The organism is Pedobacter sp. HDW13 (assembly GCF_011303555.1).
Classification (GTDB): Bacteria; Bacteroidota; Bacteroidia; order Sphingobacteriales; family Sphingobacteriaceae; genus Pedobacter.
This window is the reverse complement of the sequence record NZ_CP049868.1, coordinates 4,171,702-4,192,880: the sequence shown is the minus strand read 5'-3', so window position 1 is coordinate 4,192,880 and position 21,179 is coordinate 4,171,702. Positions and strand designations below refer to the sequence as shown.

The window sequence follows — 21,179 nt, the reverse complement described above, 5'->3', positions numbered from 1 at the left end:
AAACTGGTTTAACCGTGTATCGCTTCCTTCTTACCGAAACTCTGAATCAGTTCACCTTCAAAATCCAGCCATTCTTTCCAGCGTTTTTCAACATCAACATCGATGCTGTATTTACGGGCAAAATTTAAGAAAGTAGTGTAATGACCAGCTTCAGATACCATTAATTCGTGGTAGAATTTAGCTAGTTCCTTATCTTTAATGTTTAGAGAAAGTACGCGAAAACGTTCGCAGCTTCTGGCTTCGATCATCGCAGCAAACAAAAGTCTATCGATAAAAGCCTGGTTACGGCTACCATCTTTTTTGCTGAATTTTACCAACCTGCCAACGTAATCATCTTTACGCTCACGACTCAAAGTATATCCCCGATCCTTAATTATGTTAATCACCATCTGAAAATGCTGCATTTCTTCAATAGCAATAGCTGTTAACTCATCTACCAGATCTTGGTGCTCAGAGTTTTGCGTTATTAGGGTAATGGCGTTACTGGCTGCTTTTTGTTCGCACCAGGCATGGTCGGATAAAATTTCTTCTAAATTCGATTCAGCAATATTTGCCCAACGCGGGTCTGTCAACAATTTTAATCCTAGCATGTGGTTTCTCTCTTCGAACCGCAAAATTAGAAATAATCACCCGCTTTTAAAATTGTGAGCTAAAAACAGTTTATTTTGCATAAATTTTAAAATATGAGTGCTAAGAAACTATTGATTATTGGATTGGTTTGGCCTGAGCCTGCTTCATCGGCAGCAGGAACCCGAATGATCCAGCTGGTTGATTTATTTCTGGCCAAAGGCTACCAGATCACCTTTGCTTCGGCAGCATCGAAAAGCGATTTCAGCTATGATTTCAGCAATACAAGTGTAATTGAGCAGGAAATTAAGTTAAACAACGAAAGTTTCAACAGCTTTTTAAAAGCACTTAACCCCGACATTGTGCTATTCGATCGCTTTATGATTGAAGAACAATACGGCTGGCGCGTACAACAGGAATGTCCCGATGCCCTACGAATTTTAGATACCGAAGATTTACATTTTCTTCGCCAGGCACGTCAGCAAAGTTCCAAAAAGCAGGAAACGCTAAACCTGTTTTCCGATACAGCCAAACGCGAAATTGCGGCCATCCTCCGTTGCGATCTTTCTTTGATTATCTCAGAAATAGAGATGAAGCTACTCGAAGAACAATTTAAAATTGATGCCAGCTTACTTTATTACCTGCCATTCTTAGAACAAGAAATTACTGCCACAACCATTCAAAATTGGATTCCCTTTACAGATAGAGCCGATTTTGTTTTCATTGGAAACTTTCTGCACGAACCCAACTGGCATACCGTTCAAACCCTGAAAACCAAAGTATGGCCCTTGCTACGCAAAAAACTTCCGGAAGCTAAATTGAATATTTATGGCGCCTACCCTTCTCAAAAAGTACTACAACTTGAAAATAAGGCTGAAAAATTTTTCATTAAGGGCCGAGCTTTAAATGCGCAGGAAACCATAGCCCAACATAGAGTTTTACTTGCACCGATCCAGTTTGGCGCTGGCGTTAAGGGCAAGTTTATCGATGCCATGCAGGTAGGTACACCATCAGTAACCACAACAGTTGGCGCCGAAGCCATGAAAGGCAACCTTTCCTGGAATGGGATTGTTGAAGATGATTTAAGCACTTTCGCAGAACAGGCCTCACTCCTTTACCAAAACGAAGCCGAATGGAAGGAAGCACAAAAGCATGGTGTTCAAATCATCAACGAGCGTTACGCCTCCACGGCTTTTGCCGATGATTTTATGCAGAAGATAACTAAATTGCTGTTAAACTTACCTAAACACCGTCAGGCTAATTTTATGGGGCAGATCTTAAACCACCATACCCTTCAGAGCACAAAATACATGAGCCTTTGGATTGAGGAGAAGAATAAATAGTCAGGGGTCCGAAGATATACCTGTATAAAACTTCAAGGCAATAATACACCTAACTCCGGACTTCCGACTTCCAACCAAAAACTAATTGACTTTTAAAAAACATTCTGGTTCTGAAACCTAGGAACAATATTGTAAATTTGCGGCTATGGCAAAAATATCGATTAACCTTGCTACAGGTTCGTTTCAAAAGGAAGAAATTATCGTCGGAATTGATTTAGGTACAACCAACAGTTTGGTTGCATTTATTAACCCAGATAAAGACCCTCAGGTAATTAACGATTCGGGCAAGGGCGTTTTGGTGCCATCGGTAGTTTATTTCAACAGCCAGAACGAAGCCGTTGTAGGCAACGAGGCCAAAGAATTTTTAACCACCGACCCATCGAACACCATATTTTCGGTTAAACGATTATTGGGCCGCTCTTACAAAGATGTAGCCGATCATGCCGCTACATTTTCTTACAAAATTATTGACGATGATACCGATGCGCTGGTAAAAATCCATGCAGGCGATCGTTTCTATACCCCTATTGAGCTCTCGGCCGAAATACTGAAAGAGCTTAAAGCAAGGGCCGAGCATGCGCTAAAAACACCCGTTAACCGTGCTGTAATTACTGTTCCAGCCTACTTTAACGATAGTCAACGCCAGGCTACCCGCGATGCCGGAAAACTGGCTGGCTTAGATGTAATGCGTATTGTAAACGAACCTACCGCAGCCAGTTTGGCTTATGGAATTGGTTTAGACCCTACGCAACAAAAAACCATTGCCGTGTACGATTTGGGCGGTGGTACTTTTGATGTTTCCATCCTGCAAATCCAGAACGGAATTTTTGAAGTATTGGCTACAAATGGAAATACTTATTTAGGTGGCGACGATTTTGACCGGGCAATTTTAGATTACTGGATTGCACAAAACAAACTTGATGTTACTACCCTGACCAAGGATAATATTTTAATGCAAACGCTAAGGCTACAGGCTGAGGCTGCAAAAAAAGCACTATCAAGCCAGAATTTATTCAATGAGAAAGTTGGTGAAATCTGGTGCACACTCGATAAGCAAACATTCGAACAATTAATTGCAGCTAAGGTTGAAGAAACCATTACGGCATGCAAAAATGCCTTAAAAGATGCTGATTTAACAGCAGCTGATATTGATGAGGTGATTTTAGTAGGTGGTTCTACCCGCACACCATTTGTAAAACAGCAAGTCCAAAATTTCTTTGGTAAAACTCCGCAGGATAATATTAACCCGGATGAAGTAGTAGCTTTAGGTGCTGCCATCCAGGCTGATGTACTGGCCGGAAACCGCTCGGATATTTTATTGCTTGATGTAACCCCACTCTCATTGGGTATCGAAACCATGGGCGGTTTAATGGATGTAATTATTGCCCGCAACAGCAAGGTGCCAACCAAAGCCGGCAGGCAGTACACCACTTCTATTGATGGTCAGGTAAACATGAAAATATCGGTTTACCAGGGCGAGCGCGATCTGGTAAAAGAAAACCGTAAACTTGCTGAGTTTGATTTAAAAGGCATTCCGGCTATGCCGGCAGGTTTGCCCAAAGTAGATATCAACTTCTTGCTTAATGCTGATGGCATTTTAACCGTTCAGGCTATTGAGCTTCGATCGGGTGTTAAACAGGAGATTGAAATTACCCCAAGTTATGGCTTAAGCGACGATACAGTTGAAAAAATGCTTTTAGATAGTATTGAACACGCACAGAGCGATGTACAACAGCGCATGCTGATTGAAGCCCGAAGCGAAGGTGAACAATTGGTTTACACAGCTGAAGGTTTTATCAAAAAACATGCAGAACATTTATCTGAAACTGAAATTGCAGAAACCGTGGCACACATCGAGGCACTGAAAACCGCACTATCCACTCAAGAAAAAGATACCATTTTGAAAAAAGCCGATGAACTGAACGAGTTTACCCGTCCATTTGCAGAGCGTGTAATGGATGCGGCTATTTCGACAGCGATGAAAGGCAAGAAGATCGAATAGTTAACAGTTTTCAGTTGAATCGGTCGTCACCCTAAACCTGTTTCAGGGTCTCACAGAATTGCATAAGATTATTGCAGAGTTTTATTCGCATATAGCGAAAGTATGTTTGCTCAATTCCTTTAACAGGCTTTAAAAATAAAGCCTAACTTAGTTTATGCAACAAACCCGGCAACAGCTTACTCTATTTATTACCCACCAAACCGAAGTTATTGAGCAGGTTAGGGCACAGTTTAATCCTATTCAGCATAGTTTAATTCCTGCACATGTTACCCTGTGTCGGGAAGACGAAATTGAACAACTGGATCAAGTATTTGCCAACATCAAAAACATTAAACTAAACAGTCAAATTCAAATGACGTTTGGAGCCGTTGAACAATTTGAAAACGGGAAGGGTGTGTATATGCCTGCCAAAGCAGGTAACGATTCCTTTCAGCAGTTAAGGAAATTAATTTTGAAAGGAATAAACGACTCACCACGAGCTCTTCTACCACACATCACGCTCATGCATCCCAGAAATTCTACCTGTACCATAGAAATTTTTGAACAGATAAAATCTTATCCGCTCCCAACGGTACTAAGTTTTTACAAGATCAGCTTAATCACACAAATCAATGGTGGAAAATGGGAAATTATCAGGGAATTTGATTTTGTTGTTTCTAAAAAAGAATAGCTAAATTAACAGCTCAATCGCTCAAAAAATGGTTACATCTATTAAAGTAAAAGACAATAGTAACATTGGCTTTATTATCATTCCATTTTGTCTTTTTCCGATAGCATTTTTAGCAATAGCAGGAGCCTTTAACCTTAGCTATTTAATCACTTTCGCTATCATGTTCTGTCTTTATGTCCTTTATATGGTTTTCATTTTAAGAGTATTACAGAAAAACGAAGAGATTTACGCCATAGTAGCAAACGAAGAGGAAATTACATTTTTAGACCGCGGCACTTTTAAATGGGAAGAAATTAATACCATCAAATCAATTCATAATTATACTATCTTTCTCCAAAGACATCCTCATTATTTTATTGCTGTCTCGTTAAAAAACGGAAAAAAATTCGATATTGATGTTACCAATTTTGATTATCAGTTTGAAGAATTGGCTTCCATCTTAAATTCGCTGGGCAAGCTTGATTCAGGCCTGTAAAATCTAATTTCAAAAAAATATCCTTTCTTAACCTGCAGTTAACCAACTCGAATAATTAAACTACCAAAAAGCATAACGTTGTGTGCACGGGATGGAGTTCAGTTAAACAATTAACCAGTTGATCGATTTAAATAGTTAACCATTTCTTACCATAGATCAAAACCCGGCAAACACAAAGCCATTACCTTTGTTAAAAATATTTTAACGTATGGAATTAGGTATTGGCATGTTTGGCGATTTGCAAATCAATGCAAATGGAGAAATTCAACCCGCACAACAAAGACTTCAGGAAATTATAGCAGAAATTAAACTCATGGATGAAGTGGGTTTGGATTTTTATGGCATTGGCGAGCACCACCGCCCGGATTATGCGGTATCGAGTCCTGAAATTATCCTGGCCGCTGCAGCAACCGTAACTAAAAACATTAAGCTAAGCAGTGCCGTTTCGGTTTTAAGTTCGTCTGACCCGGTAAAGCTGTACCAAAGTTTTGCCACAGTCGATTTAATTTCGAACGGCAGGGCCGAATTAATGGCTGGCCGCGGAAGTTTCATCGAATCATTCCCATTATTTGGCTACAACCTGCAAAATTACGATGAGCTTTACGAAGAAAAATTAGATCTACTGTTAAAAATCAATGCATCACCTAAAGTTAGTTGGAAAGGTAAATTCAGGCCAGAATTAAATAACCAGGAAGTTTTGCCACGTGCAGTAAACGATAGCTTAAAAATCTGGGTGGCCGTTGGTGGCACGCCCGAATCGGTAGAACGTGCCGGAAGACTGGGTTTACCGGTAATGTTTGCCATTATTGGTGGTCAGCCTGTACAGTTTAAGCCTCTGTTCGATTATTACAAAAAAGTATACCAGGCTTACGGTCACGATATGAACAAATTCGAGGTTGGCGTACACATGCACTCACTATTTGGCGAAAACACCAGCGAAATAGCAGATTACTATTACCCGCTCTATTCGGCACAGATGAACAGAATCGGTCGTACACGCCGCTGGGCACCCTACCAACGCAACCAGTTTGATGCTGGAATGAGCAAAAGCGGCGCATTAATTATTGGCGATGTAAACCAATCGGTAGATAAAATACTGGCTATGGAAGAAACTTTCGGGCTAACCCGTTTCTCGGCCCACATGGATGTTGGCGGACCATCACATGCCGCGATGATGAAATCGATAGAAATTTATGGAACCAGAATTGCGCCGGCAGTTAGAAAAGCTTTACAGCCATAAGTTAAGCTTTGTTTCCTTTAAAAAGCTGTAAAAAACTATAAACGTAACAGCCTACACATATTGCAAAAAGGCTTTCAAGCAAGGCGAAAACAAGCATTACTGCTGTAAAAACCATTGCCAGAGTCGAAAAATCAAACAGGAACATCGCCGTAATCAGCAGGCAAAATACAAAACCTAAGGTTGCGGCGAATTTCTTTGGGGCCAAATCTTTCATTTGCTTTGGCAGTGTCAGTTTTTGGTTAATGCTTACAGCCACATATTTTAACACACTGAATTTTCCCGAAGTAAAGGCCCTGCTGCCAAAATCAAAAATCAAAAACACTATTGCCCAATAATTGCCAAAAATTAAGCAAACAGTAGCTACTACAGCTACCATAAAGGCAATTAAACGTACCACATTTTCATTTATTCTTTCGGCCGATATTGGGCAGGATAATTCCATCGTAACTATATTTTGCTGTAAATGTATTAAAAATCTCTATCGATCGGGTTTCAGTAAAGTCATTATCATTCAATAAAACAAGTTATTATGGCTGCTTGTAATTTTCGAATTTGTTATATTCGTATCACATAACTCAACAAATGACGCGCTCAAAAATCTTAATTTTAAGTTTATGCTTACTATCAGCAACCTGGTGTAAGGCGGCTACATTGCCTGATACAGTGGTGATAAAAGCACATTTGAAAACCCTAACCAAAACGCCCAGGTACCGCAGTCATCAAAATATCGATCAGCTAAACCAAACAGCCGATTATATCCGGTCGGTATTTAAGAAATATGCCGATAGTGTATACATTCAGGAATATACAGTAGATCAAAAGATCTATAAAAACGTAATCTGTTCTTTCGGTACCCAACATCAAAAACGGATAATTGCAGGTGCACATTACGATAGTTGCGGCGAGCAGGAAGGTGCAGATGATAATGCAAGCGGGGTAACAGGTCTTTTAGAACTGGCCAGGATGTTAAAAGGCCAAAAACTAAACCACCGGATAGATTTAGTAGCTTATACCTTAGAAGAGCCACCCTATTTCCGTACCGAACAGATGGGGAGTTATATCCACGCCAAATGGCTCAAAAGCAATAAAATTGAGGTATATGGTATGCTCTCTTTAGAAATGATCGGTTACTTTAAAACTGAAAAGAAATCACAATCATACCCACTGGGCATTTTATCGTGGTTTTATGGCAATAAGGGCGATTACATAACCGTGATTAAAAAATTTAGTGCGGGCAAGTTTGCCAACAACTTTACTTCGGCTTTCAAAAAAGGGAATACCATTCTAACCAAAACCTTTAGTGGCCCAACGTCTTTGCCGGGTATCGATTTTTCAGACCACCTAAATTACTGGAAATTTGGCTACAGTGCCTTAATGATCACCGACACCTCTTTTTACCGGAATAAAAACTACCACCAGGTTACCGACACCATGGAAACACTCGATATTAACCGGATGGCCAAAGTAATTGATGGAGTATTTAAAACGTTGGTTAAAATTTAATTATAGCAGCCGCATGTACGTTAAATCACAAAAACGCGCCCCTAAGAAATCTTTACGGAACATAATTAAGATCCTGTTATGGGGGCTGGTAAGCCTGTTCGTACTGGCAAACATCATTGCCTATAACCAGGCTTATCAACTCACGCATTTTACTACACAAAAAGTAACCAAAACAGCTAAGCCAGAGCAACTCTCGCTGGCAGAGAAAATAAAGACGCTTTTTACAGGAGTATCAAACCCACGCCCGGCGAACCAAAGGCAACCAGATTTGCCCTACACCACCGTTAAGCTACAAAGTAATAAAAAATTAGAATGCTGGTTTATTAAACACCCTGAGGCAAAGGGAACTGTTATTATGTTTCATGGCTATAGCGCGTCAAAATCCGGGTTGATAAACAAGGCCAACATTTTCTACCAGTTGGGCTACAATACCATGCTGGTCGATTTTATGGGTTCGGGCGGCTCGGAAGGCAATGAAACTACCATTGGCTTTGCCGAAGCTGAGGAAGTTAAAACAGTTTACCAATACGTTAACCAAACTGAAAAAAAGCAAATTATTTTGTTTGGTACTTCTATGGGCGCTGTAGCTACTATGAAAGCACTGAACGCTTTTAAAATCAATCCTGCTGCGATTATCATCGAATGTCCTTATAGCAGCCTGTTAAAAACAACCCAGGCCAGGTTTAAAATTTTACATATCCCTACTTTCCCGCTCGCCAATATTCTGGTGTTTTGGGGAGGCTTTCAGCATCATTTTAATGGTTTTAAACTGCGTCCTGTTGATGATGCAAAAGGCATAAAATGCCCCACCTTGCTCTTATACGGAGAAAAGGACAACCGGGTTTCACGCAGTGAAATAAACGAAATTTTCAACAACCTGAAAGGAAGTAAAAGCCTTCGCACCTATCCTTTAGCCGGTCACGACAACTACCTAACCCAATATAAATCCGAATGGACACAAGACATCAGCCTGTTTTTAAAGGCAGTAAATTGAAAGTTAGCCCACTTACAAAAGCCTTTATTATCCTCATAGTACTTTGGTTTAGCATCCACACCAGTGTTATTATTATCGATGGGATGAACAACACCCCACAAAATGCCGATTTAGGTGTGGTGTTAGGCAATAAAGTAAACGAAGATGGCTCTTTATCACAAAGGTTGCAAAAAAGACTGGAACGTGCGCTTAGCCTGTATAAAAACGGACGGGTAAAAATGCTTTTTGTAAGTGGCGGGCATGGCCACGAAGGTTTTAATGAAGGTGATAAAATGCGTGATTTCCTGATCGGAAAGGGTGTTCCGGCTGCTTTAATTATTACCGATAACCAGGGCGATAACACTTTAAAAACGGTAAAAAACACTGCAAAACTAAAAAGCAACTATCATATTGAAAGTATCATAGTGGTTTCGCAATATTACCACATTACCCGCACCAAAATGCTTTTCAGAAAAAATGGCTTCGATAAGGTTTTTGGAGCCAGTCCCGAATATTTGGAGTGGCGCGATGGTTATTCACTGATTCGCGAATTTGTAGCCTTCTATTCAGAACTGTTACCGACGTAGTGAATAATTTCCTAACCTGATAAAAATTCATTTCCTATATTTAATAAAATAAGTTACGCAAATCAGATATTGGATGGATAATTCGGAAAAATTAAACCTGCTGTTAGTTAAGCTAGAAAATTTATTGCTGAGGCAACAAGGTTTCGAAGCCGAAATTCAGGCATTAAGACAAGAAGTTAAAGCTTTACAATCGCCGGACTCAGCAAATGCACCTAAAGCTGCTGAACCTACTTTTATATCGCCTCCAAAAAATACACCACCAAATCCGGTAATACAACATGCAGCAACTCCCCAGCCGGTTCCTTCAGCTTTTCCTACTCCTCAAAATCCGTTACAGCCTAATTTTGCCGACCGCTTTAAGCGCGAAAATATAGTTAAATCAGATTTCGAAAAGTTCATTGGCGAGAATCTGATCAGTAAAATAGGTATCCTGATTTTAATCATCGGTGTAGCCATTGGCGCAAAATATGCCATCGATCACGATATGATTAGCCCTTTAACCCGTATTGTTTTGGGTTATGCAATGGGTGCAGGCTTAATGGGCTTTGCAATTAAATTAAAGGCTAAATACGAAAACTTTTCAGCAGTACTGGTTAGTGGTGCCATTGCCATCATGTATTTTATTACATATGCCGCTTACGATTTTTACGCCTTGATTCCGCAGGCACTTGCCTTCGGCCTGATGGTGATTTTCACCTCCTTCACTGTGGTTGCAGCAATTCAATACAATAAGCAGGTTATTGCCCATATTGGCCTGGTTGGTGCCTATGCTGTGCCGTTTTTACTGAGCGATGGCTCTGGCAAAGTAGGGGGTTTATTTAGCTATATAGCGATTATCAATATCGGTATTTTGGTATTGAGCTTTAAAAAATACTGGAAACCCTTATTTTATGTCTCCTTCGGATTAAGCTGGCTCATTTTTTCAGCCTGGCGCTTTGATTTAAGTAGTGAGAGCCAGTATTTTGTTCTCGCCCTCCTGTTTGCTTCGATATTCTTTATTACTTTTTACATCACTAACCTTGCTTATAAAGTCATTAAGAGAGAAGTATTCGGCTTAAGTGATGTAGTCATCACACTCTTAAATGCCTTCATTTTTTACTGCATGGGTTATTTAATTATAGCCGACAATAAAAATAGTGCAGAATTTTTAGGCTTATTTACCCTGGCCAACGGAATAATTCATTTTGTGGTAAGCTTAATTATTTACAAAAGGCAACTGGCCGATAAAAACCTGTTCTACCTTATCCTGGCTTTGGTTATTACCTTTATTACCATGGCTGTTCCGGTGCAGTTAGATGGCGGTTGGGTAACTATATTCTGGACTGTTGAGGCGGCCATACTCTTTTATCTGGGTAGGGTTAAACAAATTGCTATCTACGAAAAGCTTTCTTTTCCGCTTATCTTTCTTGCCTTTTTAAGCCTTTTAGAAGACTGGGCCAGTTATGCAAGTTACTATGGCAGTTATCAGGTTGTTAAACCGATATTTAATGTGGGTTTCTTAACGGCAGTTATTTTTATTGGCAGTTTTAGCTGGATGTTCAGCATCAGCAAAAAAGAAACCGAGAAACCTGCCGAATGGATCTGGATGCGCCAGATATTGAGTTACAGCATTCCTTCAATATTATTGTTTGTAGTGTATATTACTTTCTCACTGGAGATTTCGAAACATTTTAACAACCTTTTCGAAATCTCCAAAATAAACCCGCACCCAAAAACAAATACAGATTACAGCGGCTATACCTACAATTACAACTATGAAAAGTTAAAAATAGCCTGGATTTATATCTATACCCTATTTTTTGCCGCCGCATTGTCTTATTTTAATCTAAAAAAACTTAAAAGCAGCGAGCTTGCAATTGCCTGTCTGGCTATTAACCTGTTGGTTATTGCCTTATTTTTAACCAATGGCCTTTATAATTTAAGTGAGCTTAGAGATGAATATTTATTATCGGATAATAACTATTTCAAAATCGGCACCTTCAATATTGGCATCCGCTATGTTTCTATTGGCTTCTTTGCTTTGTTAATTATCATGTTCTACCAGTTAATCAATTACAGTCTGTTTAAAAGCAGCTTTAAAACACTGTTCGATTACCTGCTTTACATTTCCATTTTATGGGTAATTAGCAGCGAGCTGATTAACATTTTAGCCCTGGCAGGTTTAGATGGTAATTATAAATTAGGTTTGAGCATCCTTTGGGGTCTTATTCGCTATTTTTGATCGGTATGGGCTTGGCCAAAAACAAAAAACACCTGCGTATTGGGGCAATGGTTTTGTTTGGTATTACGCTGATTAAACTTTTTGTTTACGACATTGCCTACCTCAGCACCATTTCAAAAACCATTGTATTCGTGTCGCTGGGCATATTGCTGCTAATCATTTCTTTCCTTTACAACAAGTACAAACATTTAATTATTGATGATGTGGAGACTAAAAACTAAGCTGCTTTTTTGGCTTTTACCTTGCGTATTAGCTGCAAACGCCCAAACTGCTCCCTACCGCTTAAAAAGGGAAATTACTGGTGTACAAGCTACCTGGCACAGTATGGTACTGCCCAACCCAATATATCAAAAGCTTAAGCCGGGTTTTGAAGACCTGCGTATTTTTGGCATTAAGGGTAAAGATACCGTTGAGATCCCTTATCTGTTAAAGCAACGCGATAATCAGATTAACACGAAGGAAATTGCTTTTAAACAGTTGAACCAAAGCTCAGCTAACAACACTTATTATTATACTTTTCGACCCGCGGTAAGCGGCGTAATTAACCAGATAAATCTCGATTTTAAGCAGGAAAATTTCGACTGGAAAGTTACGCTCGAAGGCAGTAACGATAACCAAAACTGGTTTACCATAGTAAAAGATTACCGGATTTTGTCGATCAAAAACCAGTTTACCGATTATCATTTTACCAGGATAAATTTCCCCGATGCAAAGTATGCCTATTTTCGGATTGCCATAAAAAATAGTGCCCAGATGGAGCTTTTAACCACAAAAATTTTAAAAACAGATACCATAAAAGGCATATTCCAGGATATTAAATATCAATCGTACAACATCAAAAACGATGCAGAACACAAAGAAACGGTTATCGACATCAATTTAACCGATCCGGTACCGGTATCGCAATTGAGTTTAAATGCCCAAAGCGATTTTGATTTTTACCGTCCGTTCAAAATTGATTATGCTACAGATAGTTTTAAAACCGATAAAGGTATAAAGTACAATTACATGGATCTTTACACGGGCACCGTTAGCTCTATAGAAAAACCTGTATTTAGCTTTCCAAATACCATTACTTCAAAACTGCGGATTACCATCCAAAACAATGATAATAAGCCACTACGTTTAAGTGGTTTGGCATTAAAAGGCTGTGTATATGAATTGATTGCCCGTTTTGATGATCCAAAACTGCGTTACGCTTTATATTATGGCAATAACAAAGCTGTAGTTCCCAGTTACGAGATCGAAAAATTTGAAAATAAAATACCTGCAAACTTAAGTTCACTCACCATCGGCGAAGAACAGCAAAACCCGGCCTACACGGCTAAAGTAACCAAGCCCCTATTCGAAAACAAAGCCTGGCTATGGGTTTTAATGGCGGTAATTATTGTATTACTGGGTTGGTTTTCGTTTAAAATGTTGAGAAATTAGGCACAATGAGTACACCATTGTAACTTTAAATAATATATTAACAAATATCGTCCAAATAAGATCATGAAGAACATCTTCCAACCCGCAGTAACTAGCGAAATTATTGAAAGAATTAACACGCTTAGTCCCACTACTCCACAGCTTTGGGGCAAAATGAATGTAGTACAAATGCTGGCGCATTGTAATGTAACCTACGAAATGATTTACGATGATATACACCCAAAACCTGGTTTGTTTATGAAATTTATTCTGAAAAACCTGGTTAAAAGTAAAGTGGTTAGTGAAAAGTCTTATCCAAAAAACAACCCAACGGCTCCACAATTCATCATTAAAGATGAAAGGGATTTTGAGAAAGAGAAAGCCAGGTTGATTGCCTACCTCAATAAAACACAGGAATTAGGTGAAAACCATTTCGAAGGTAAAGAATCGCATTCTTTTGGCAAACTAAACAAAACCGAATGGAATAACATGTTTTATAAACATTTAGACCACCATCTTTCACAATTTGGCGCTTAGATTTTTGGTCTTTCCTCTTTAGTCTTTGAACTTTATATGGTCTTATTGCCCCCTTAAAAAGTCTCTTTTACGCCCCATATGCTGTTCATATCTTGCTTAACTTGTACTAACAAAAACTCAACAACAAAACAAAATGACAAAAGGACTTGTAACATGCCTTTGGTTTGACGGACAGGCCGAAGCAGCAGCAAATTATTACTGTACTGTTTTTAAAGATTCGAAAATTACCCAGGTTAGCCCAATGGTGGTTACTTTCGAAATTAACGGAAGTAAATTTATGGGACTAAATGGCGGACCGCAATTTAAGTTCGATGAAGCAGTTTCGTTTATGGTTAATTGCGATAGCCAGGAAGAAATAGATTACTACTGGGATACGCTGACCAAAGATGGCGGACAGGAAAGTATGTGCGGCTGGCTAAAAGATAAGTTTGGCCTTTCATGGCAAATTATTCCATCGAACATTGGCGAGTTAATGGCCGATCCCGAAAGAGCCCAAAGGGTAATGGCTGTAGTAATGCAGATGAAAAAATTAGATAAGAAAAAAATGGAAAATGCTTAAATTTTTCATAAATTGATTAAAAATCTATTGTGGTTGATATCTATACAGAACAATCATGATAGATTTTAATCATAAAACAATTTATACCAATGAAAAGATTAACGATTTTAATTGCGTTAATCATCCCTCCTATTTTTTGTATCTCCTGGGGTTTCTTTGCACATCAAAGAATCAATAACCTTGCTGTTTTTAACACTTCCCGCTGATATGATCGGGTTTTACAAAAAGAATATAAAGTACATTACCGAGCATGCTGTAGATCCCGATAAGCGTAGGTATGCCGATACCTTAGAAGCCCCAAGACATTACCTGGATGTAGAAAACTACGAAAAAAACATTTACAGTATTCCGGAGAAGTGGAATGATGCCTTAACCAGGTATGGACTAAAGCAATTGAACGCCAACGGAATTTTACCCTGGCAAATTCAGCGTACCTATTACAGTTTGGCTAAAGCTTTTAAAACCCGCGATTCTGTCAGGATTTTAAAATACTCAGCTGATTTGGGCCACTATATTGGTGATGCGCATGTTCCTTTGCATACTACAGCCAACCACAACGGTCAGCTCACCAACCAGGTTGGTATCCATGCCTTTTGGGAAAGTCGCCTTCCTGAGCTTTTTTCTACCCGCTACAATTTTGTGGTAGGCAAGGCCAGTCATATCGAAAATCCACTAAAAGCAGCCTGGAAAGTAGTGAAACACACCCATAGCCTGGTTGATACTGTTTTAACCTTCGAAGCAGCCTTAAACGCCTCTTTTCCATCACATAAAATATAGTTTTGCTGAAAAAACAACACCGTTTTAAAGCAATATTCAATCGAATATGCCAAAAGCTACCACGACAAAATGAACAACATGGTAGAAAAGCAAATGCGCAGCGCCATACTCGAAATTGGCTCTTTCTGGCACTAGGTATGGATTGATGCCTGTCAGCCCGTACTTAAAAACCTGATTAAGCTAGAACCAACTCCAGATGAAAAGAAAGCCGAAACTGATACAGAACGAAAATTTGAGAAAGGTGTACCACTTGGCTGGGAGATTTAAGGCCTGATATTAAAAACATCCATAGAACTGTCATCCTGAGCCTGTTGAAGGACTACAAAAAACACAATAATTAATTTGAACTATTTATTTACTGTAAACCAGTTATAAACGAAAAAAGAGACCTTATTGCTAAAGTCTCTTCTTCTATCTCGTACTTAAAAAAAAATTAAAGTACTTCTTCAGTCTTTTTTGATTGTAAACGGCTTCTAATGGCAGCCCAAATAGCAGGTACAAAGGTTACAACGGCAATAAAGATAATTACCAGTTCAAAGTTGTTTTTGATTACCGGAATCTGTCCCAGTAAATATCCACCAATTAACAAGGCAAAAATCCAGGTAATACCACCAATAATATTATAATAAGTAAACCTGCCAAAAGGCATTTTTGCAATACCCGCCACAAAAGGAGCAATAGTTCTGAAAATAGGTAAAAACCTGCTTAGCATAATGGCTTTACCACCGTGCTTTTCAAAAAATTCGTGCGATTGATGGTAGTATTTGAGTTTTAAGATTTTATTCTTTTCTTTAAATACTCCTGCACCTAAAACGCTTCCCAGTTTATAATTAACTGTGTTTCCTAAAATAGCAGCAGCGATCAAAATAATCATCATCACCCAGATATTTAAACCTGTTTCGTGCTCGCCGGCAATTAAAGCGCCCATTGCAAACAGCAACGAATCGCCCGGAAGAAATGGTGTTACCACAAAGCCGGTTTCAGCGAAGATGATCAGAAATAAAATAAGGTAAGTCCAGGTACGGTATTCGTTAACAATTTCGGCTAAATGGACATCGATGTGAAGGATAAAGTCTAAAAGCTGCTGTAGTAATTCCATTTATCTAATTTTGGGCAAAAGTATGAATATCGGAGGGAATAAATGCTAGTGAAATGCAATAATAATTAGTTGGTAGAAACCAGGCGCATTTGGAGTTCGTTCTTTTTTGTTCCATCGAGTAAAACCGTATAAACCAAGCCCTTTGTAATTGCGATTGATTTTGACGTAGTGGTTGGTAGCGAATCTAAGGCATTTACGGCTGGTTGGGTTGCGATAGGCGCTTCCAATGCAAAAGAAATCCTGGTGGCTTTAGTTAATTTGATTGTATGACTGAATCTATCACCATATTTCATGGTAAACTGAGGGAAAGCCCCCCATCATCTTTCACAATCACATTAGAATTTAAAGTATAGCCCAGGTTTAAGAATGTTAGCTTTACAGAGTCTAAGTTTTGCTTTACATCATCCTTAAAAACTGTTAATTCAGGCTTGCTGGTAGCTGTTTTACGTGTATAGAAGATCGAATAATTAGCCCCGATATCAAATTTATTGGTTGTACTTGCAACATCGGTAGCGGTATTTATATTTCTGGAAGTAATGGTATAGCTCGAATCGCCAGCTACAACAATATAATTACTGTTTGAACCATAAGCTGTAGAAGCTCCGGACTGAATACCTCGTAAATAAAAATTTTGAATAGTATCTGTTACCGCCGAATGAAAATACCTGATCTTAGCATCTCCTTTGATGAAATTATCATTCTTGATGCAGGAAAAGATCATTAATACAGGCACAAAAAGGAACATTTTAGGCCATATTGAATTAGTATTTTTCATATAAAATTGCTGATGCTAATAAAACGTAAAGATAGCAGAAAGCTTATAAATTTACCGAAATTAATTATCTGCGATGATATGCGCTTCTAAGGTTGCTGCAGTTGTACCGCTAAACCAAATGGTGTAAATTTTTCCGCCTACAAAATTCGAATTATCAATCGTTTTAATATTGCCCGAACCTACAACTGAATATCTCAGATTCAATCCGCCATCAAGCGTAAAGTAATTCGAAGCCTCTTTAAAAGCCAGGCCATTAACAAATTGTAAACCAGCCTGTACGCTAACATTTATACCCGTAGCAAAATTCGGACTCAGGTTAATCAGTTTCACCTTAGCTTTATCCATTTCTGTATTGCTCAGATTATCCTCATAGTTTACAATCTCCCGTTCCGCATTTTTATTGGTAACCAAAAATGTGGTATAGGTAATAGAGGGGGTAAAATTAAAAGATGCATTGGTATTGGCATTATTCAGGCCTACATAAGCAACATTGCGGTTCCCAGAAGGTATTTTAACGTATTCGCTGGTTTCGCCAAAAGCTAGTGCCGTAGCAGTAAGTTTAGCATCATCTAAATAAACTTCCTGATGGATTTCTGTTAATGAGGCATTAACCACTTTAATTTTAGCTTCGCCCTTGACAACCACATCGGGATCATTTTTTTTACAGGCCGATAAAGCCAGGATAGGAATAGTGAAAAGCAGGAGGATTACCTTTGAGAGATTGGTATAGATTTTCATGGTTAGCTGTTATTTTGTTAGAAACAAGAATGGCTCGGTCAAAAACCAAGCCATTCTTTGTATAAAAACTAAAAAATTAGTAGACTAATAACTATTATTTAGCATAACCGGCATAACCAACATTAAAACATCTTCATTTTCATCATTGGTTTGCGGAATTAAAAGCCCTGCCCTGTTTGGAGTAGATAACTCTAAAGTAACTTCATCGCCGCTTAAATTGCTCAGCATTTCGATTAAGAAACGGGCATTAAAGCCAATTTCAAGGTCTTCACCATCATATTGGCAGCTTAAACGCTCGTGTGCCTCGTTGGCGAAGTCTAAATCTTCAGATGAAATATTCAACTCGCTGCCGCTGATTTTTAACCTCACCTGATGTGTGGTTTTATTGGCAAAAATTACAACCCTGCGTAGTGTATTTAAAAACAGAACCCTGTCGATAATTAATTTATTTGGGTTGTTTGTAGGTATTACTGCTTCATAATCTGGATAGCGTTCGTCTATTAAACGACACACTAAATTAATATTTTCGAACTTAAAGAAAGCACTTGTTGCATTATAATCTACCGATACATTAATATCGTTAGAAGGCAAGGCGCCTTTTAAAAGTGTTAAAGCTTTTTTAGGTAAGATAAACGAAGTTGCTTTATCAGCTTTGCTATCCATACGGCGGTAACGTACCAGCTTGTGTGCATCGGTAGCTACAAAAGTAATGTGCTGTGGTGATAACTGGCAAAATACACCTGTCATTGCCGGACGTAGCTCATCATTACTTACCGCAAAAATAGTTTTGGTAATCGCTTCAGTTAAAACTGATGCAGGCAAATTAACAGAAGAAGCGTTTTCTACAACTGGAATTTTTGGAAAATCGTCGCCATTTTCACCACTCAATTTATATTTACCATCACCTGCGCTAATTTCGATCGCAAAAGTACTGTCGTCTATATTAAATGCAATTGGCTGATCTGGTAAGGTTTTAAGTGTATCTAATAAAATTTTAGACGGAACCGCAACTTTACCTTCTTCTTTTGATTCTACAGCCAAAGCAGTTGTCATGCTCGTTTGTAAATCGGTAGCAGAGATAGTTAAGTTTCCATCTTTAATCTCGAAAAGGAAATTTTCTAATATGGGTAAAACTGTACTGCTGCTTGAAGCACCATTTACAGTTTGTAAGTGTTTTAACAGCGTTGATGTGGATACAATAAATCTCATGATATCTTTTAGTCTTCTTCAAAAATATAAAAATTATTTAGCGTACTTGTATTTGCGGTAATAATGTTGAAAAATTGCAAAGAATATTAACAATAGTATGGGCGCCGCAACATTAATGAGCTGCCATTTCGTTTTTTCGAGTTTAATTTTGCCTTTATCGAGCAATCTGATCTTTACTTCTTTACTACGCAAGGCAATTAAGTTGTCGTCATCAGTAAAATAATCGACAATATTTAACAATAAAGCTTTATTACCAAAAGTACGTTGCGAGTAACGGTCGTAACCTAACGGAAATGGAGTGCCATTCTGCGCTGAAACCTGGTTTTTAAAAATATCACCGTCGCCGATTACAATCATTTTTGCAGGCTTACCAACATTTTCAACGCTGTAAGGTTGTGTAATGCCTGCAGGCAATGGCCGGCCTGCAAAAACCGACGGAAAACTTCCTTCCAACATTAATCCCACATGTTGCGGGCGACTTTGAAAAGCCCTCGGATCTAAGTGTTCGCCAACCATTTGCAGGCTAAACAGTTTGGGTGCCTCAAAAACTTTATTAAAAGCTGAAGTAGTTAAAATATACGATTTTTTGATGTTTTTGGCTCCAATGGTATCTACAGTACTTGGAAATTCAGATTTTACGCCATCCAGTTTCTTCACCACACTTTCGGTGGTATCGGGCAGTAAAATGGGGTAATAAATCCAGGGCACCAATTGCATCTGGTTCTGACCGCCAACTACACCTGTTGAAACCGGAATTTCGGCACTGTTTGCCGGATCGGCAATGATGTTATAATTAATCCGGGCGCCGTACATAAAGAGCATATCATCCAGGTTCAGGTTACTGTTCGTAGCCATTTGTCCGCTTTGCCCTCTCAAACTATCCAATTCTGCACGCACCTGATCAATGCTCCAAAGCACCCTCCCGCCATTCATTACAAAATAATTGATCTTGTATTTTTCGGTCTCGGTAAAAGGTTTGGTTGGTTTGGCAATGACCAGCATTTTCAATTTATCAAGTCCGGCCTTATCAATAGTATTTAAATCCACGCGACCAACCAGATAACTGTTTGATAAACTATGCATGGCATCATTGAGCTGCTGATCAGATAATTCGCCATTCGACTCAGAGAAACCAATTCGGGGGTTGCTACCTGTAATCACCTTTTTTAAGCTCGAAGTAAAAATATACTCGAGGTTTTCAATAGCCCGGTTAATGTTATCTTCGTAACTCCCGCGGGTATCAAGGTTTTGAAAAAGCTTTACCGGAAACTGTTTCCCGTCACTTTCAATCATCGCCATCGGAAATACCAGTTTTTGCGTTAATCCGGCTTCGGTTTTCACACTTAAATTGGTGGCCTCAATCCCGCTTTCGTACAAATTATTCACCACTGTATCCTGATCAGCCTGGCTTAATCCAGCCAAAGGATCAACAAAAACTACCTTTACATCTGCTTTCGAATATGCCTGATAATCAGACAAAATATCACTTACAGCTCCTTGCAAACGCTTAAATGCGGGCGGCAATTCGCCATTTAAAAAAACGGTAATGATGATCGGTTTTTCATTCCTGGCCAGCAATGATTTTGTTTTCTCGCTCAGCGTAAACCTTTTATCTGCTGTAAAATCAAAACGCTTAAAAGCATACTGACCAATTATATTTAAAACAACCAGTGCTGTGATGAATAAAACCGCGGTGATCCATTTATTTTTAAGGTTCATTATCGCTTCCCTCCCATAGTTAACCTGGTAAAAAATAAAAACAAGGCGGAGAAGGTGATGAAGTAAATCAAATCTCTCGTATCTAAAACACCACGACTAATGGCGGTATAATGCTGGTTGATACCCAAATTGGTAATTGAGGTTTCGATGGATTTAAATAAACTAACCTGACTGGCATAATCGAAGCCGAGGAATGCAAATGCGCACAAAGCGGCGCAGATAACAAAAGCAATAACCTGGTTTTTGGTAAGTGCCGATGAAAAAATGCCAATGGCCGTAAATGCAGCTCCCAACAGAAATAAGCCAATGTACGATCCGATTACCGAACCAGAATCGATATTACCTTCGGGGAAACCCAGTTTGGCAACGCTGTAGTAGTAAATTATAGTCGGGATTAATGCAAAAAGAACCAGTACCAAACTAGAGAGGTATTTTGCAGCGATAATATGCCAGAGTTGAATGGGACGCGTAACCAAAAGCTCGTAAGTACCTTCTCTCCTCTCTTCGGCAAAGGCCCGCATGGTGATAGCCGGGATCAGGAACATGAACAAATAAGGAACAAGACTAAAAAAGCCGTTGAGTTCGGCATAGCCGTATTCGAGTACAGAAGTATCAGGAAATACCCAAAGTAAAAGTCCCGAAACCAATAAAAAAATGCCAATGGTGATGTAAGCCACCATTGAACTGAGGAAACTGAATAACTCGCGTTTAAAAACTGCGTACATAGTTAAATTTAAATGCCGAAGTTAAGGATTTTTTTTTCGTTGGCTTAGCC

23 protein-coding genes are annotated in these 21,179 nt (G+C 38.9%); 14 read left to right on the top strand and 9 right to left on the bottom strand.

Annotated elements, in window-relative coordinates:
- Positions 1-8 precede the first annotated feature (8 nt).
- The gene (locus G7074_RS17725; RefSeq protein ID WP_124562241.1) at positions 9-590 is read right to left on the bottom strand and encodes a tRNA-(ms[2]io[6]A)-hydroxylase; all 582 of its coding nucleotides are present in this window, start codon (positions 588-590) and stop codon (positions 9-11) included.
- A 93-nt stretch (positions 591-683) separates the two neighbouring features.
- Here G7074_RS17725 and G7074_RS17720 point away from each other — a divergent pair, with 93 nt between their 5' ends.
- The 5 genes from G7074_RS17720 (at position 684) to G7074_RS17700 (ending at position 6,297) form a co-directional block, all read left to right on the top strand.
- Positions 684-1,910, top strand: a complete 1,227-nt coding sequence (locus G7074_RS17720; RefSeq protein ID WP_166210222.1) for a glycosyltransferase family 4 protein — start codon at positions 684-686, stop codon at positions 1,908-1,910.
- A 145-nt stretch (positions 1,911-2,055) separates the two neighbouring features.
- Positions 2,056-3,912 carry a molecular chaperone DnaK gene (gene dnaK, locus G7074_RS17715; protein WP_166210219.1) on the top strand — a complete coding sequence of 619 codons (1,857 nt, stop codon included), beginning with the start codon at positions 2,056-2,058 and terminating at the stop codon, positions 3,910-3,912.
- Between the two features lie 154 nt (positions 3,913-4,066).
- Positions 4,067-4,582, top strand: coding sequence for a 2'-5' RNA ligase family protein (locus tag G7074_RS17710; RefSeq protein ID WP_124562238.1), 516 nt, complete (start codon positions 4,067-4,069; stop codon positions 4,580-4,582).
- Positions 4,583-4,610: 28 nt separating this feature from the next.
- On the top strand, positions 4,611-5,057 hold the full coding sequence (locus G7074_RS17705; RefSeq protein WP_124562237.1) for a hypothetical protein: 447 nt from the start codon (positions 4,611-4,613) through the stop codon (positions 5,055-5,057).
- Between the two features lie 208 nt (positions 5,058-5,265).
- On the top strand, positions 5,266-6,297 hold the full coding sequence (locus G7074_RS17700; protein WP_166210216.1) for an LLM class flavin-dependent oxidoreductase: 1,032 nt from the start codon (positions 5,266-5,268) through the stop codon (positions 6,295-6,297).
- A 1-nt stretch (position 6,298) separates the two neighbouring features.
- Here G7074_RS17700 and G7074_RS17695 read toward each other — a convergent pair whose 3' ends face one another.
- A complete protein-coding gene (locus G7074_RS17695) occupies positions 6,299-6,739 on the bottom strand; it encodes a DUF4395 domain-containing protein (protein ID WP_166210213.1) in 441 nt (146 codons plus the stop codon).
- Positions 6,740-6,879: 140 nt separating this feature from the next.
- Here G7074_RS17695 and G7074_RS17690 point away from each other — a divergent pair, with 140 nt between their 5' ends.
- The 9 genes from G7074_RS17690 (at position 6,880) to G7074_RS27295 (ending at position 14,864) form a co-directional block, all read left to right on the top strand.
- Complete coding sequence (locus G7074_RS17690; protein WP_166210210.1) at positions 6,880-7,800, top strand: M28 family peptidase; 921 nt, start codon at positions 6,880-6,882, stop codon at positions 7,798-7,800.
- A 13-nt stretch (positions 7,801-7,813) separates the two neighbouring features.
- The gene (locus G7074_RS17685) at positions 7,814-8,794 is read left to right on the top strand and encodes an alpha/beta hydrolase (RefSeq protein ID WP_124562233.1); all 981 of its coding nucleotides are present in this window, start codon (positions 7,814-7,816) and stop codon (positions 8,792-8,794) included.
- Positions 8,752-9,360, top strand: a complete 609-nt coding sequence (locus G7074_RS17680) for a YdcF family protein (protein ID WP_166210207.1) — start codon at positions 8,752-8,754, stop codon at positions 9,358-9,360. Before G7074_RS17685 ends, G7074_RS17680 begins: the two co-directional genes overlap by 43 nt.
- 73 nt (positions 9,361-9,433) lie before the next feature.
- A complete protein-coding gene (locus G7074_RS17675) occupies positions 9,434-11,581 on the top strand; it encodes a DUF2339 domain-containing protein (protein WP_205944087.1) in 2,148 nt (715 codons plus the stop codon).
- An 11-nt stretch (positions 11,582-11,592) separates the two neighbouring features.
- A complete protein-coding gene (locus tag G7074_RS27650; RefSeq protein ID WP_205944086.1) occupies positions 11,593-11,802 on the top strand; it encodes a DUF2339 domain-containing protein in 210 nt (69 codons plus the stop codon).
- Positions 11,780-13,012: a DUF3999 family protein gene (locus G7074_RS17670; RefSeq protein ID WP_166210204.1), complete on the top strand. Its 1,233-nt coding sequence runs from the start codon at positions 11,780-11,782 to the stop codon at positions 13,010-13,012. Before G7074_RS27650 ends, G7074_RS17670 begins: the two co-directional genes overlap by 23 nt.
- 63 nt (positions 13,013-13,075) lie before the next feature.
- Positions 13,076-13,528: a DUF1569 domain-containing protein gene (locus G7074_RS17665; protein ID WP_166210201.1), complete on the top strand. Its 453-nt coding sequence runs from the start codon at positions 13,076-13,078 to the stop codon at positions 13,526-13,528.
- 133 nt (positions 13,529-13,661) lie between these two features.
- A complete protein-coding gene (locus G7074_RS17660) occupies positions 13,662-14,087 on the top strand; it encodes a VOC family protein (RefSeq protein ID WP_124562228.1) in 426 nt (141 codons plus the stop codon).
- Between the two features lie 207 nt (positions 14,088-14,294).
- Entirely contained in the window at positions 14,295-14,864 is a 570-nt protein-coding gene (locus G7074_RS27295) for a zinc dependent phospholipase C family protein (RefSeq protein ID WP_240916343.1), read from the top strand.
- A gap of 433 nt (positions 14,865-15,297) precedes the next feature.
- On the opposite strand, the gene G7074_RS17650 is transcribed toward G7074_RS27295, so the two are convergent.
- The 7 genes from G7074_RS17650 to gldF form a co-directional block, all read right to left on the bottom strand.
- Complete coding sequence (locus G7074_RS17650; protein WP_124562227.1) at positions 15,298-15,963, bottom strand: DedA family protein; 666 nt, start codon at positions 15,961-15,963, stop codon at positions 15,298-15,300.
- Between the two features lie 65 nt (positions 15,964-16,028).
- Complete coding sequence (locus G7074_RS17645; protein ID WP_166210198.1) at positions 16,029-16,256, bottom strand: hypothetical protein; 228 nt, start codon at positions 16,254-16,256, stop codon at positions 16,029-16,031.
- Complete coding sequence (locus G7074_RS17640) at positions 16,253-16,738, bottom strand: DUF4397 domain-containing protein (protein WP_166210195.1); 486 nt, start codon at positions 16,736-16,738, stop codon at positions 16,253-16,255. Before G7074_RS17640 ends, G7074_RS17645 begins: the two co-directional genes overlap by 4 nt.
- Positions 16,739-16,798: 60 nt before the next feature.
- Positions 16,799-17,476 (bottom strand): DUF4397 domain-containing protein, encoded by a 678-nt coding sequence (locus G7074_RS17635; protein ID WP_166210192.1) that lies wholly within the window; start codon positions 17,474-17,476, stop codon positions 16,799-16,801.
- A gap of 84 nt (positions 17,477-17,560) precedes the next feature.
- A complete protein-coding gene (dnaN, locus tag G7074_RS17630; protein WP_039476649.1) occupies positions 17,561-18,685 on the bottom strand; it encodes a DNA polymerase III subunit beta in 1,125 nt (374 codons plus the stop codon).
- Positions 18,686-18,718: 33 nt separating this feature from the next.
- Positions 18,719-20,404, bottom strand: a complete 1,686-nt coding sequence (gene gldG / locus G7074_RS17625) for a gliding motility-associated ABC transporter substrate-binding protein GldG (RefSeq protein ID WP_166210189.1) — start codon at positions 20,402-20,404, stop codon at positions 18,719-18,721.
- Complete coding sequence (gene gldF, locus G7074_RS17620; RefSeq protein WP_124562223.1) at positions 20,404-21,129, bottom strand: gliding motility-associated ABC transporter permease subunit GldF; 726 nt, start codon at positions 21,127-21,129, stop codon at positions 20,404-20,406. The genes gldG and gldF overlap by 1 nt, the downstream gene beginning before the upstream one ends.
- Positions 21,130-21,179 lie beyond the last annotated feature (50 nt).

Excerpts from the sequence above, each read along its gene's own strand:
- G7074_RS17640 (WP_166210195.1), bottom strand. The coding sequence starts at position 16,738 with ATGAAAAATACTAATTCAATATGGCCTAAAATGTTCCTTTTTGTGCCT.
- G7074_RS27295 (WP_240916343.1), top strand. The coding sequence starts at position 14,295 with ATGATCGGGTTTTACAAAAAGAATATAAAGTACATTACCGAGCATGCT.
- G7074_RS17720 (WP_166210222.1), top strand. The coding sequence starts at position 684 with ATGAGTGCTAAGAAACTATTGATTATTGGATTGGTTTGGCCTGAGCCT.
- dnaK (WP_166210219.1), top strand. The coding sequence starts at position 2,056 with ATGGCAAAAATATCGATTAACCTTGCTACAGGTTCGTTTCAAAAGGAA.
- G7074_RS17650 (WP_124562227.1), bottom strand. The coding sequence starts at position 15,963 with ATGGAATTACTACAGCAGCTTTTAGACTTTATCCTTCACATCGATGTC.
- G7074_RS17695 (WP_166210213.1), bottom strand. The coding sequence starts at position 6,739 with ATGGAATTATCCTGCCCAATATCGGCCGAAAGAATAAATGAAAATGTG.
- dnaN (WP_039476649.1), bottom strand. The coding sequence starts at position 18,685 with ATGAGATTTATTGTATCCACATCAACGCTGTTAAAACACTTACAAACT.
- G7074_RS17685 (WP_124562233.1), top strand. The coding sequence starts at position 7,814 with ATGTACGTTAAATCACAAAAACGCGCCCCTAAGAAATCTTTACGGAAC.
- G7074_RS17665 (WP_166210201.1), top strand. The coding sequence starts at position 13,076 with ATGAAGAACATCTTCCAACCCGCAGTAACTAGCGAAATTATTGAAAGA.
- G7074_RS17660 (WP_124562228.1), top strand. The coding sequence starts at position 13,662 with ATGACAAAAGGACTTGTAACATGCCTTTGGTTTGACGGACAGGCCGAA.
- gldG (WP_166210189.1), bottom strand. The coding sequence starts at position 20,404 with ATGAACCTTAAAAATAAATGGATCACCGCGGTTTTATTCATCACAGCA.
- G7074_RS17675 (WP_205944087.1), top strand. The coding sequence starts at position 9,434 with ATGGATAATTCGGAAAAATTAAACCTGCTGTTAGTTAAGCTAGAAAAT.
- G7074_RS17645 (WP_166210198.1), bottom strand. The coding sequence starts at position 16,256 with ATGAAATATGGTGATAGATTCAGTCATACAATCAAATTAACTAAAGCC.
- G7074_RS17725 (WP_124562241.1), bottom strand. The coding sequence starts at position 590 with ATGCTAGGATTAAAATTGTTGACAGACCCGCGTTGGGCAAATATTGCT.
- G7074_RS17670 (WP_166210204.1), top strand. The coding sequence starts at position 11,780 with ATGATGTGGAGACTAAAAACTAAGCTGCTTTTTTGGCTTTTACCTTGC.
- G7074_RS17710 (WP_124562238.1), top strand. The coding sequence starts at position 4,067 with ATGCAACAAACCCGGCAACAGCTTACTCTATTTATTACCCACCAAACC.
- G7074_RS17705 (WP_124562237.1), top strand. The coding sequence starts at position 4,611 with ATGGTTACATCTATTAAAGTAAAAGACAATAGTAACATTGGCTTTATT.
- G7074_RS17690 (WP_166210210.1), top strand. The coding sequence starts at position 6,880 with ATGACGCGCTCAAAAATCTTAATTTTAAGTTTATGCTTACTATCAGCA.
- G7074_RS17700 (WP_166210216.1), top strand. The coding sequence starts at position 5,266 with ATGGAATTAGGTATTGGCATGTTTGGCGATTTGCAAATCAATGCAAAT.
- G7074_RS17635 (WP_166210192.1), bottom strand. The coding sequence starts at position 17,476 with ATGAAAATCTATACCAATCTCTCAAAGGTAATCCTCCTGCTTTTCACT.
- gldF (WP_124562223.1), bottom strand. The coding sequence starts at position 21,129 with ATGTACGCAGTTTTTAAACGCGAGTTATTCAGTTTCCTCAGTTCAATG.
- G7074_RS17680 (WP_166210207.1), top strand. The coding sequence starts at position 8,752 with ATGGACACAAGACATCAGCCTGTTTTTAAAGGCAGTAAATTGAAAGTT.